Source organism: Streptomyces sp. NPDC052721 (assembly GCF_040678315.1).
Taxonomy (GTDB): Bacteria; Actinomycetota; Actinomycetes; order Streptomycetales; family Streptomycetaceae; genus Streptomyces.
The window spans coordinates 15428-28202 of sequence record NZ_JBFATL010000001.1; the positions used below are offsets into that span (position 1 = coordinate 15428).

Annotated in this window: 10 protein-coding genes; 8 read left to right on the forward strand and 2 right to left on the reverse strand. The window is 72.7% G+C overall.

What is annotated here, in order from left to right; genetic code table 11:
• Nucleotides 1-53: 53 nt before the first annotated feature.
• The 3 genes from AB0L21_RS00080 to AB0L21_RS00090 all read left to right on the forward strand — a co-directional run bounded on the left by AB0L21_RS00080 (nt 54) and on the right by AB0L21_RS00090 (nt 3555).
• Nucleotides 54-1094 (forward strand): NlpC/P60 family protein, encoded by a 1041-nt coding sequence (locus AB0L21_RS00080; RefSeq protein ID WP_365698615.1) that lies wholly within the window; start codon nt 54-56, stop codon nt 1092-1094.
• Between the two features lie 238 nt (nt 1095-1332).
• Nucleotides 1333-2340: an NlpC/P60 family protein gene (locus tag AB0L21_RS00085; RefSeq protein ID WP_365698616.1), complete on the forward strand. Its 1008-nt coding sequence runs from the start codon at nt 1333-1335 to the stop codon at nt 2338-2340.
• 27 nt (nt 2341-2367) lie between these two features.
• Nucleotides 2368-3555 carry a hypothetical protein gene (locus AB0L21_RS00090; RefSeq protein WP_365698617.1) on the forward strand — a complete coding sequence of 396 codons (1188 nt, stop codon included), beginning with the start codon at nt 2368-2370 and terminating at the stop codon, nt 3553-3555.
• Nucleotides 3556-3818: 263 nt separating this feature from the next.
• Here AB0L21_RS00090 and AB0L21_RS00095 read toward each other — a convergent pair whose 3' ends face one another.
• Nucleotides 3819-5057 (reverse strand): glycosyltransferase family 87 protein, encoded by a 1239-nt coding sequence (locus tag AB0L21_RS00095; RefSeq protein ID WP_365781305.1) that lies wholly within the window; start codon nt 5055-5057, stop codon nt 3819-3821.
• 148 nt (nt 5058-5205) lie between these two features.
• Here AB0L21_RS00095 and AB0L21_RS00100 point away from each other — a divergent pair, with 148 nt between their 5' ends.
• Nucleotides 5206-6348, forward strand: a complete 1143-nt coding sequence (locus AB0L21_RS00100) for a glycosyltransferase family 4 protein (protein ID WP_365781307.1) — start codon at nt 5206-5208, stop codon at nt 6346-6348.
• Nucleotides 6349-6399: 51 nt separating this feature from the next.
• Nucleotides 6400-8022, forward strand: a complete 1623-nt coding sequence (locus tag AB0L21_RS00105; protein WP_365698620.1) for a GMC oxidoreductase — start codon at nt 6400-6402, stop codon at nt 8020-8022.
• Between the two features lie 19 nt (nt 8023-8041).
• Here the strand turns inward: AB0L21_RS00105 and AB0L21_RS00110 are convergent, their stop codons facing one another.
• Nucleotides 8042-9838 carry an AMP-dependent synthetase/ligase gene (locus AB0L21_RS00110; RefSeq protein ID WP_365698621.1) on the reverse strand — a complete coding sequence of 599 codons (1797 nt, stop codon included), beginning with the start codon at nt 9836-9838 and terminating at the stop codon, nt 8042-8044.
• Nucleotides 9839-10145: 307 nt separating this feature from the next.
• Between AB0L21_RS00110 and AB0L21_RS00115 the strand changes: the two genes are divergently transcribed.
• The 3 genes from AB0L21_RS00115 (at nt 10146) to AB0L21_RS00125 (ending at nt 12724) form a co-directional block, all read left to right on the forward strand.
• Nucleotides 10146-10943: a metallophosphoesterase gene (locus AB0L21_RS00115; protein WP_365698622.1), complete on the forward strand. Its 798-nt coding sequence runs from the start codon at nt 10146-10148 to the stop codon at nt 10941-10943.
• Between the two features lie 123 nt (nt 10944-11066).
• A complete protein-coding gene (locus AB0L21_RS00120; RefSeq protein WP_365698623.1) occupies nt 11067-11510 on the forward strand; it encodes an SRPBCC family protein in 444 nt (147 codons plus the stop codon).
• Nucleotides 11511-11554: 44 nt separating this feature from the next.
• Nucleotides 11555-12724, forward strand: coding sequence for an ArsA-related P-loop ATPase (locus tag AB0L21_RS00125; protein WP_365781309.1), 1170 nt, complete (start codon nt 11555-11557; stop codon nt 12722-12724).
• The last annotated feature ends 51 nt before the right edge of the window (nt 12725-12775 follow it).

Genomic DNA, 12775 nt, shown 5'->3' on the forward strand with positions numbered 1-12775 from the left:
CTGGGCTCGAACCTCCGAACGGGTGATCACTCACAAGAAGGAGTTCGTCCTCCGTGGCGTCCCACCGTCGACCCAAGCAGCCGAGTCGCACCCGTGTGACCGTGCTGACCACCGCAGCCGCCGCTGCCGTCGCGCTGAGCGCGAACGCCGCCAACGCCGCCCCCAGCGAGAAGCTGAGCAAGGACGAGGTGAAGGCAAAGGTCGACAAGCTCTACGAGCAGGCCGAGCAGGCGACCGAGAAGTACAACGGCGCCAAGGAGAAGCAGCAGAAGCTGCAGAAGGAAATCTCCACCATCCAGGACAACGTCGCCCGCGGCCAGGAGGAGCTCAACAAGCTGCGCGACGGCCTGGGTTCGCTGGCCACCGCCCAGTACCGCTCCGGCGGCATCGACGCCTCGGTCCAGCTGTTCCTGTCGTCCGACCCGGACGACTACCTCGACAAGGCGTCCACGCTCGACCAGTTGAGCAGCCAGCAGGTCGACGCGCTGAAGAAGATCCAGGACAAGCAGCGCGAACTCGCCCAGGAGCGGGCGGAAGCCACCGAGAAGCTCAAGGACCTCTCCGCCACCCGCACCGAGCTGGGCAACAAGAAGAAGGAAGTCCAGAGCAAGCTCGCCGAGGCGCAGAAGCTCCTGAACTCCCTGACCGCCAAGGAGAAGGCGCAGCTCGCCGAGGAGCAGCAGCGCGCCAACCGCTCCTCCACCGAGCGCGTGGACCTCGGCGACGCCCCGCCCGGATCCGGTTTCGCCCAGGCGGCCTTCTCCGCCGCCCAGACCCGGCTCGGCTCGCCCTACGTCTACGGCGCCACCGGCCCCTCCTCCTTCGACTGCTCGGGACTGACCTCCTGGGCCTACGCCCAGGCCGGCGTCTCCATCCCGCGCACCTCCGAGGCGCAGGCGCAGATCGGTACGAGGATCTACAACCAGAGCGACCTCAAGGTCGGCGATCTGGTCTTCTTCTTCAACGACCTGCACCACGTCGGCCTCTACGCGGGCAACGGCCAGATCCTGCACGCCCCGCGCACCGGCACGGTCGTCCGGTACGAGTCCATGACGACCATCGGTGGCCCGTTCATGTTCGGCGTCCGGGTCTGACACCCGGCGACACGCGGACACGGTGGCGCCCGAACGGGCGAATCGCCGAAACGCAAACTGACTCCACGCCCCGCCGGTGACCTGCGTCAGCGGCGGGGCGTCACCCTGTGTTGACTCCTAGGTCTTTGGTCCGGGGCCGTCCGCACGGCTACTGTCTGCCGCGTTTCCCCGGCGCCGGGGCCTCCCCGTCCCCAGGCGCCGGGGAAACGGTCTGTGTCCGCCAGCAGTTAGGACTGCCGTGGGGTCCCATCGCCGCCTTGCCCCGTCCGGATTCGACCGGGGTGCCGTCGCCCTGTGTGTGCTGTCGGCCGCCGCCACGCTCGGCGCCGTACCGGCGCAGGCGGTACCGGGTGCCGACACCCGGACCGAGGTGGACCGCCTGTACGAGGAGGCCGAGAAGGCGACCCAGGCCTTCGACAAGGCCGACGAGCGCGCCGGCCTGCTGCGCCGGGAGGTCCGGGACGCCCAGGACCACGTCGCCCGGCAGCAGCAGCGCGTCAACGACCTGCGGGAGCAGCTGGGTTCGCTGGCCGGCGCCCAGTACCGCTCCGGCGGCATCGATCCGGCGGTCGCCCTGCTCTTCTCCGCCGACCCCGACGACTACCTGGACAAGGCGTCCACGCTCGACCGCATCGGCGCCCGGCAGGCCCGCCGGCTGGGGGAGTTGCAGTCCGCGCTGCGCGACCTCGCCCAGGAGCGCGCGGAGGCGGCCGGGAAGCTCGCCGAGCTGGAGAAGAGCCGCGAGGCCGTGGCCGCGCACAAGCGGACCGTGGAGCAGAAGCTGGCCCGGGCCCGGCGGCTGATCAACGCCCTGCCCGCCGCCGAACGCGCGGCCTACGACCGGGCCTCCCGCGGCGGCCGCACCGACCTGCCCGACCTGACCGGCGCCCCCGTCCCCGACGGCCGGGCCGCCGCGGCCCTGGCCGCCGCCCGCTCCGCCCTCGGCCGCCCCTATGTGTGGGGCGCCAACGGCCCCTCGGGCTTCGACTGTTCGGGCCTGACGCAGTGGGCGTACGCGCACGCCGGCGTCCAACTGCCGCGCACCTCGCAGGAGCAGCGGTTCGCCGGCCGGCAGGTGCCGCTCTCCCAGGTCCGCCCCGGTGACCTGGTCGTCTACCGTTCCGACGCCAGCCATGTGGCGATGTACGCCGGCAACGGCCAGGTCATCCACGCCCCCCACCCCGGCGCTCCGGTGCGCTACGACCCGGTCGGGATGATGCCGGTCTCCTCGGTCACCCGGCCCTGACCGCCCTCCTCGCCGTACGATCGGGAAATGGCTGGTCGTAGGCGGGCGTGGGAGATCGGGGCCGTGGGGCTCGCTCTGCTGCTGCCGCTGACCGGGTGCGGCGGGCACACGGTGACCGACTCCGCGCGGGCCGAGGTGCAGCGGGTGCTCGACCGGCGCGCGGCGGCCCTGCTCGGCCACGACGAGACGGCGTACGGCGCGACCGGCACCCGCACCGAGTACACCCGGCTGCGCGCCCTCCCGCTGGCCTCCTGGAGCTACCGGGTCACCGCCCTGCGCCGCACCGCCTCCGGCGCCACCGCCGACGCCGACCTGCGCTACCGCGTCGCCGGTTACGACAAGGCCCCCGTCGACGCCCGCCGCACCCTCACCCTGGGCCGCGCCGCCGACGGCCACTGGTACGTCACCGCCGACAAGCCCGCCCGGAAGGCCGGGCAGCAGCTGTGGGACCAGGGCACGGTGACCGCCGTGCAGGGCGCGCACAGCCTGGTCCTCGGCGCCGGGGGGTCCGCCGCCGGCCTGCGGCCGTACGCGCGGCTGGCCGACCGGGCGGTCCCGGCCGTCTCCGGAGCGTGGGGCCGGAACTGGAGCCGCCGGATCGTCGTACTCGTCCCCCCGTCCCTGGAGGGCATGGCGGCGCTGCTCGGCTCGCCCGCCGCCGACTACCGGGGCATCGCGGCCGTCACCACGGGTGAGACGGGCGGCTCCGGCCGGACGCCGGCGGACCGGGTGCTGGTCAACCCGGAGGCGTACGCCGTGCTCGGCGACGCCGGCAGACAGGTCGTCCTCACCCATGAGACGACCCATGTCGCCACCCGGGCGGACACCACCGCCGCCACCCCGCTGTGGCTCTCCGAGGGCTACGCCGACTGGATCGGCTATCTGGGCACCGGCCGCACCCCGGCCGAGATCGCGCCGGAACTGGCCCGGGCCGTCCGGGACGGCGAGGTGCCCGGCGCGCTCCCCGGCGACGAGGACTTCGCCTTCACCCGCGAGCCGGCCCGGCTGGCGCGGGCCTACGAGGGCGGCTGGCTGGCCTGCCGGATGATCGCCGAGCGGTGGGGCGCGGACCGGCTCGGCGCCTTCTACCGGGCCGTCGGCGCCCACGGGAAGCGGGCGGGCGCGGTGGAGGAGGCACTTCAGAAGGTGCTCGGGACGACACCGCGGGAGTTCACCGCGCGCTGGCGCGCCTACGTCACGACGCGGCTCGGCTGAGCACGCCGATGGCCTCCCGCAGCCGTGGAGGAAGCTCGCCGGGCCTGAAGGAACTCCACGCGGCGGAGCCCGGCGGCGGCTCCCCGCGGCCCCGCCCGGTCAGGGACGGCACCCGGCGGGGCGGCGCCCGCGCCTTCCTGGGTGCGCTGGTCGGGCAGGCCGGCGAGGCGGCGGAGCGCCCGTGCTCCTCCGGGTCACCCTTGCGGGGACCGCCGTACGACTGCCCCTGGCCCACGCCCTCGCCGGACTCGGCCCACCCGGCGTCAGGAGGAGGAGACCGGGGTCTCCTTCGCGCGGGTGGCCTGAGGCGGGAGCGGGGTGGGCGCGGCCGGCGGGACGGTCGCGCGCCACAGCCGGCGGGCCGCCGTGACCGTGGCCGCGATCAGCAGGCCGTTGCGCACCACCAGCAGCGTGACGCCGTACCAGTCGCTCGTCACCACGTGCGAGAAGCCCAGCGGGAACTCCAGGACCGTCACGAAGGACGCGAGGACGGTCAGCAGCGCGGGCGGTCCCATGCGGCTCGCCCGGTACGAGAGGCAGACGGCGGCCAGGCCGATCAGCCACACCAGGTACTGCGGGCTGATCACCCGGCTGGTCACCGTGAAGAGCAGCACCGCCGTCAGCGCCGCGTCGGCGAGGGTGTGCGGCGCGAACCGGCTCGCGCGCAGCCGCCACAGCAGCAGCCAGCCGAACGCGGCCCCGGTCAGCGCCAGCGCGGCCGTGCTGACCTGGTCGACGTGCGGGCCCAGGAACTCGATCGAGCCGTAGTTCAGCAGCACCTCGCCCCGCCAGCCGAAGTGCCGGGCCACATGGAAGACCAGGGCGCCCAGCGACTCCACCTCCGTGCCCCGGTCCCGCTGGAAGGTCAGGAACGCGAAGGCGCCCGGCATGGACACCGCGAACAGCAGCGCGAGACCCGCAGCGGTCACCACCGCCGACGCCCACGCCCGCCGCCGCACGGCACCGACCAGCAGCAGCGCCGGCCACACCTTCAGCAGCGCCCCGAAGGCCGTCAGGGCGCCCATCACCCGCGGGTGCCGGGTTCCGGCCAGCAGCGCCGCCACGGCCACCGCGGTCACCATCACGTCGTAGCGGGCGTACACCGTCGGCCCGAGCAGCGGCACGCCCGCCACCCACACCCAGGTCCCGCGCGGCGACCGGTCCGGCCGTCCGCCCGCGCAGCGCAGCAGGGCCAGGACGACGGCGTCGGCGAGGCAGGCCAGCACGAAGAAGGCGTGCGCGTACGACAGGAAGGGCAGGACGCCGGGGGAGAGGACGGGCAGGGCCGCGGCGGGCGGGTACTGCCAGGTGACGTCGTCCAGAGGAAACGTTCCTTGCCGCAGGACCTCGTACCAGCCGCGGTAGATCACCGACACGTCCGAGGTGACGTCCGGGCCCGGGAAGGCGAACACCCGGAACACGAACAGCAGCAGCACCGCACGGGTGACGACCCAGGTCGCCAGCAGCCACGCCAGGGACCGCCCGGCACCCTTCGTCTCCACGTGATCCCCCTGCTGTCCGATTCCCGCGCCGATTCGCCGTGCCGTTCGCATCCGCTGCGAGCGACCATGATGACGTGCACACCTGTGCGCATGCCACAGACTCGGCCGCGCCCGACCGGGAACGCCCCATTCGGTAGGGTCGGCGGCGATGCACAAGACCCTGATCGTGACCAACGACTTCCCGCCCCGGCCGGGCGGCATCCAGGCCTTCCTGCACAACATGGCCCTGCGCCTGGAGCCCGGCCGGCTGGTCGTCTACGCCTCCACCTGGAAGCGCGGCCGGGAGGGCGCCGAAGCCACCGCCGCCTTCGACGCCGAGCAGCCCTTCACCGTCGTACGCGACCGTACGACCATGCTGCTGCCCACCCCGCAGGCCACCCGGCGGGCGGTCGGGCTGCTCCGCGAGCACGGGTGCACGTCCGTGTGGTTCGGCGCGGCGGCACCGCTGGGCCTGATGGCGCCTGCGCTGCGGACGGCCGGCGCCGAACGGCTGGTGGCCACCACCCACGGGCACGAGGCCGGCTGGGCCCAGCTGCCCGCCGCCCGGCAGCTGCTGCGCCGGATCGGCGACTCCACGGACACGATCACCTACCTCGGCGAGTACACCCGCTCCCGGATAGCGGCCGCCCTCACGCCGGCGGCGGCCTCGCGGATGGTGCGGCTGCCGCCGGGGGTCGACGAGAAGACCTTCCACCCGGCGTCCGGCGGCGACGAGGTCCGCGCCCGGCTCGGGCTCACCGACCGCCCGGTGGTCGTCTGCGTCTCCCGGCTGGTCCCGCGCAAGGGCCAGGACACCTTGATCCAGGCCATGCCCCGCATCCTGGCCGCCGAGCCGGACACCGTCCTGCTCATCGTCGGCGGCGGACCGTACGAGAAGGAACTGCGCCGTCTCGCCCACAAGACGGGGGTCGCCGGTTCGGTGCGCTTCACGGGCGCCGTGCCCTGGTCCGAGCTGCCCGCGCACTACGGCGCCGGGGACGTCTTCGCCATGCCCTGCCGCACCCGGCGCGGCGGCCTGGACGTGGAGGGCCTCGGCATCGTCTACCTGGAGGCGTCGGCGACCGGCCTGCCGGTCGTCGCGGGCGACTCGGGCGGCGCCCCGGACGCGGTCCTGGAGGGCGAGACGGGCTGGGTGGTCCGGGGCGGCTCGGTGGAGCAGACCGCCGAACGGATCGTGGCGCTGCTGGCCGACGCCGAACTGCGCCGCCGCATGGGGGAGCGGGGCCGCCAGTGGGTGGAGGAGAGGTGGCGCTGGGACCTGCTGGCGGAGAGGCTGAAGGCGTTGCTCTGAACCCCTGCCGGCGCTCTAGGCGGAACCCGAAAATCCGCCGATGCTGCGCGCATGACAGCAAAACTGACGAGGCGTCACATCCTCGGGGTGGCCGCACTGCAAACCGCCGCCACCCTCGGTCTCACCCGTATCGGTCTCCAGTCCGCGCGGGCCGTCGAACCGGCCGCCGTCGACAACTCCCCTGCGATCGTGGTCGGTTCCGGATACGGCGGCGCGGTCGCCGCCCTCCGCCTCGGCCAGGCCGGCATCCGCACGCTCGTCCTGGAGATGGGCCGGCTGTGGAACACCGCCGGTGCCGACGGCAAGGTGTTCTGCTCCACCAGCGCCCCCGACCAGCGCTCCATGTGGTTCCGCACCCGCACCGAGGCCCCGCTCGCCACCTTCCTCTGGCTGGACGTCGTCAACAGGGCCATCACCCCCTACCCGGGCGTCCTGGACCGCGTGCACTACGACCACATGTCGGTCTACGTCGGCCGGGGCGTCGGCGGCGGCTCCTTGGTCAACGGCGGCATGGCGGTCACCCCGCCCCGGTCCTACTTCACCGAGCAGTTCCCGGCCGTGGACGCCGGCGAGATGTACGGCACGTACTTCCCGCGCGCCCGCGCCATGCTCGGCGTCAACTCCGTCGACCCGGCCTGGTTCGAGTCGACCGAGTGGTACCGGTTCACCCGGACCTCGCGGAAGGCCGCCGCCAACGCCGGCCTGAAGACCACGTTCGTGCCGAACGTCTACGACTTCGACCACATGCGGCGCGAGGCCGCCGGCACCGCGCCGAAGTCCGCGCTCGCCGGCGAGGTCATCTACGGCAACAACCACGGCAAGCGCAGCCTCGACCAGACCTACCTGGCCGCCGCCCTCGGCACCGGCAACGTCACCATCCACACCCTGGAGAAGGTCACGTCGGTCACCAGGGCGGGCGACGGATCGTACGTCGTGACCGCCGACCGGATCGACGGCACCGGCTCCGTCGTGGGGACCCGGCAGTACGGCTGCACCTACCTGTTCCTCGGCGGCGGCAGCCTCGGCACCACCGAACTCCTCGTCCGCGCCCGGGACACCGGCACCCTGCCCGACCTCTCCCCGGCCGTGGGCGCCGGCTGGGGCACCAACGGCAACACCATGCTCGGCCGCGCCAACCACATGTGGGACACCGTCGGCGCCGACCAGGCCACCATGCCCGTCATGGGCATCGACGACTGGGCCAACCCCGACAACCCGGTCTTCGCGGAGATCGCCCCGCTGCCCATGGGCTTCGAGCACTGGATCAGCCTGTATCTCGCGATCACCAAGAACCCCGAGCGGGCGGCGTTCTCGTACGACGCCTCCACCGGCGCGGTGCGGCTCGGCTGGACCGCCGCCCAGAGCGCCGTCTCCGCCGGCATGGCCAAGAAGCTCTTCGACCGGATCAACGCGGCCAACGCCACGATCTACCGCTACGACCTGTTCGGCTCCGGCGGCAAGGTCTTCGCCGACGACTTCACCTACCACCCGCTCGGCGGCTGCGTACTGGGCAGCGCCACCGACACCTACGGGCGGGTGAAGGGATATCCACGGCTGTACGTCACCGACGGCTCGCTCGTCCCCGGGTCGATCGGCGTGAACCCCTTCGTCACCATCACGGCCCTCGCCGAACGCACCATGGCGCGGGTCCTCGCCGAGGACACCGCGCCATGACGCTCTTCCAGGAGGGAGGCTACTTGGCGTAGATCGCCTCGATCTCGTCCGAGTAGTCCTTCGCCACCACGTTCCGCTTGAGCTTCAGCGACGGGGTGAGGTGGCCCGACTCCTCCGTGAACTGGGAGGACAGAATGCGGAACTTCCGCACCGATTCCGCCTTCGACACCGCGGCGTTGCCGTCGTCCACGGCCGCCTGGATCGCCGCGAGCAGATCCGGGTCGTCCTTCAGCGACGCCGCGGTGGAACCCGCCGGCTTGCCGTGCTCGGCGCACCAGCGGCCCAGGAACTCCTCGTCGAGGGTGACCAGCGCGCCCACGAACGGCCGCCCGTCGCCCACCACCATGCACTCCGCGACCAGCGCGTGCGCCCGGATCCGGTCCTCGATCACCGCCGGGGCCACGTTCTTGCCGCCCGCCGTGACGATGATCTCCTTCTTCCGGCCGGTGATCCTCAGATAGCCGTCCTCGTCGAGGGTGCCGATGTCACCGGTGTGGAACCAGCCGTCGGCCAGCGCCTCCGCCGTCGCGCCGGGGTTGTTCCAGTACTCCTTGAACAGGTGCTCGCCGTGCAGCAGCACCTCGCCGTCGTCCGCGATCCGCACCACCGAGCCGGGCAGCGGCTGCCCGACCGTGCCGATCTTCTGCCGGTCCCACGGGTTGAACGCGGTCGCCGCACAGGACTCGGTCAGGCCGTAGCCCTCCAGCACCGTGAAGCCGATGCCCCGGAAGAAGTGCCCGAGCCGCTCGCCGAGGGGGGCACCGCCGGAGATGGCGTACTCGCCCCGGCCGCCCAGGACCGCGCGCAGCTTGCTGTAGACGAGCTTGTCGAAGACCTTGTGCTTGAGCTTGAGGCCGAACGACGGACCCGACGGGCTGTCCAGCGCCTTGCTGTAGGCGATCGCCGTGTCCGTCGCCTTGTCGAAGATCGCGCCCTTGCCGTCCGCCTGTGCCTTGGCCCGGGCCGAGTTGTAGACCTTCTCGAAGACCCGCGGCACACCGAGGATCAGCGTCGGCCGGAAGGCGGCCAGCTCGTCGGTGAGGTTCTTGATGTCCGGGACGCAGCCCAGCTTGATCGGCGCCATCATCGGCGCCACCTGCACCAGCCGCCCGAAGACGTGCGCGAGCGGCAGGAAGAGCAGGACGGAGCACTCACCGGTGCGGAACAGCGGACGCAGCCGCTCCACGACGTTCCCGCACTCGGCGAAGAAGCTGCGGTGGGTGAGGACGCAGCCCTTGGGGCGGCCGGTGGTGCCGCTGGTGTAGACGATGGTTGCCGGGTCGTCGGCCTTGGCGAGCGAGCTGCGCTCCTCCACCGTCGCGTCCGACAGGTCCTGCCCGAGCCGGCCCAGCTCCGCGACGCCCCCGGCCTCGATCTGCCAGACGTGTTTCAGCGCGGGCAGCGACTCGCGCACCGCCTCCACGGCCGCCACGTGGTTGTCCAGTTCCACGATGCAGGCGGTCGCGCCCGAGTCGGACAGGATCCACTGCACCTGCTCCGGCGAACTGGTCTCGTACACCGGCACGGTGATCGCGCCCGCGCTCCAGATCGCGAAGTCCAGGAGCGTCCACTCGTACCGCGTCCGCGACATCAGACCCACCCGGTCGCCCGGCTGCACGCCGGAGGCGATGAGGCCCTTGGCGGCGGTGCGCACCTCGGCCAGGAACTCCCGGGCGGTCACGTCCTGCCAGGCATGGCCCACCTTGCGGGCGATCACGGCGACGTCGGGATGCTGCGCGGCGTTTCTGCGGACGATGTCGGTCAGATTCCCGTCCGCGGGGACCTCGTACAGAGCCGGAAGGCTGAACTCGCGCAAGACTGCTGCTCCTCATAGGGCGCCGGCGCCACGACGTTGTGCGATGCGACGGTGCGGTCCAAGGCTCGGGCAAGTGCTCCGGAACAACATGAGGATTCACATGTTGAAATCCTGAGCACGACTGGACTGCCCGGACGTTACCCGCCGGTATGGCGTCTACGACAGGGGGTCCCGGCGAGATGTTCGCTGCGTCACACACGTGGGCGTTCCTTCGCGCACAGTAGTCCACGGCCGAACCGACCGGCGAGTAACCGCAGGCCGGCCCGGCACTGTTCACCTGGACCGCACACGCCTACGCTTGATCGCCATGGCATCCACACGTTCCGGCCCCCGGCGGACCCGCGTCCATGTGGTCAGTGACGTGCACGGCAACGCCCGGGACCTGGCCCGGGCCGGCGACGGTGCCGACGCCCTGATCTGCCTCGGCGACCTCGTCCTCTTCCTCGACTACGCCGACCACTCACGCGGGATCTTCCCGGACCTGTTCGGCAAGGAGAACGCCGACCGCATCGTCGAGCTGCGCACCGCCCGCCGCTTCGAGGAGGCCCGCGCGTTCGGCGCCCGGCTGTGGGCCGGGATCGGCGCCGACCCGGCCACGGCCATCGAGAAGGCCGTGCGCAAGCAGTACGCCGAGCTGTTCGCCGCGTTCCCCACCCCCACCTACGCCACCTACGGAAATGTCGACATGCCGGCGCTCTGGCCGGAGTACGCCCGGCCCGGCACCACGGTCCTCGACGGCCGGCGGGCGGAGATCGGCGGGTGGACCTTCGGTTTCGTCGGCGGCGGCCTGCGCACCCCGATGCGGACCCCGTACGAGATCAGCGACGAGGAGTACGCGGCGAAGATCGAGGCCGTCGGCGAGGTCGACGTCCTGTGCACCCACATCCCGCCGGAGGTGCCCGAACTGGTCTACGACACCGTGGCCCGCCGCTTCGAGCGGGGCAGCCGGGCCCTGCTGGACGCCATCCGCCGCACCCGGCCGCGGTACGCGCTGTTCGGGCACGTGCACCAGCCGCTGGCGCGCCGGATGCGGATCGGCGCCACCGAGTGCGTGAACGTGGGGCACTTCGCCGGGACCGGCACGCCGTGGGCACTCGAATGGTGAGGCCCGGCAGGCGTGGTGAAGGCGGCGGGCCGGCGGCGCGGTAGCCTTCACGCTGCACACACGTGCGCAGCCCGGCGCACACGAACCTCTCCCACCCGGCCCGCATCTGGAGGAGCCACGGCGATGGCGGAACACACCAGTTCGAGCATCACGATCGAGGCGGCTCCGGCCGACGTCATGGCGGTGATCGCCGACTTCGCGCGCTACCCGGACTGGACCGGTGAGGTGAAGGAGGCGGAGGTCCTCGCCGCGGACGAGCAGGGCCGCGCCGAGCAGGTCCGCCTCGTCATGGACGCCGGCGCCATCAAGGACGACCAGACCCTCGCCTACACCTGGACCGGCGAACACGAGGTCTCCTGGACCCTCGTCAAGTCCCAGATGCTCCGTTCCCTCGACGGCTCCTACCTCCTGAAGCCGGCCGGCGCGGATGCCACCGAGGTCACCTACCAGCTCACGGTCGACGTCAAGATCCCCATGCTGGGCATGATCAAGCGCAAGGCGGAGAAGGTCATCATCGACCGGGCGCTGGCGGGTCTGAAGAAGAGGGTCGAGTCGGGGGAGAAGTAGACACCTCCGTTTACGTCCCGCGTACGACGGTACCGTTCACCGTCATGCGCACCATCCTGATCACGGGCCCCGGCGGCAGCGGTCGTACGACCGTGGCCGCCGCCACCGCGCTCGAAGCCGCCCGCGAGGGCCACCGCACCCTCCTGCTGAGCGCCGACCGCACGGACACCCCCGGCACGGCCCTGGGCACCGCGACAGGACCGGTCCCCACCGAGACCGCCCCGCACCTCAGCGCCTGGCGGCCCGACGCCGCCGAACGCTTCCGCCAGGACCTCACCGCCTTCCAGACCCGCGCCGCGAACGTCCTCGACCTCCTCGGCGCCGCCCGCCTGGACGCCGAGGAGGTCACCCCGCTGCCCGGCGCGGAGGAACTGTCCTTCCTGCGCGCGCTGCGGGACGCGGCCCTGTCCGAGCGCTACGACCTCCTCGTCGTCGACCTGCCGCCCCTCCCGCAGGCCCTCGCCCTGCTCGCCCTGCCCGAGGAACTGCGCCGCTACCTGCGCCGCCTCCTGCCGCCCGAACGGCAGGCCGCCCGCGCCCTGCGCCCGGTCCTCGGCAGGCTCGCCGGCGTCCCCATGCCCGCCGACTGGCTGTACGAGACGGCGGCCCGCTGGGACGTCGAGCTGGCCGCCGTCGAGACCGTCCTGACCGACCGGAACACCGCCGTACGCCTGGTCGCCGAACCCGGCCCGGCCGGCGCCGACGCCGTCCGCACCGCCACCCTCGGCCTGGCCCTGCGCGCCCTGCGCACCGAGTCCCTGATCGCCAACCGCACCCTGCCCGAGACCACCGACGGCTGGCCGGCCTCGCTGCTGGCCCAGCAGCGCAAGACGCTCGCCGACTGGCAGGAGTCGTACGACGTCCACCCCGTCCCGCACCTCGGCCGCGACCCGCACGGCCCGGACGACCTCACCGCCCTCGCCGTGCCCGGCGTCAACCCGGCGACCACCCCGGTCGGGTGGCCTGTCACGGACCGGCTCGCCGAGGACGGCGTGCTGGTCTGGCACCTCCCGCTGCCCGGCGCGATACGGGACGAGCTGGACCTCATCCGGCGCGGCGACGAACTCCTGATCACCGCGGGCCCGTTCCGCCGGATCGTTCCGCTGCCCTCCGCCCTGCGCCGCTGCACCGTCGCCGGCGCCGGACTGCGCGACGGCGAGCTGCGCGTCCGGTTCGCCCCGGACCCGGATCTGTGGCCCGCCGCCGGACGGTGAACGGATACGCCCGTTCGGGTAACGTCGTAAAGGCGAACCGTAGTCAGGAGC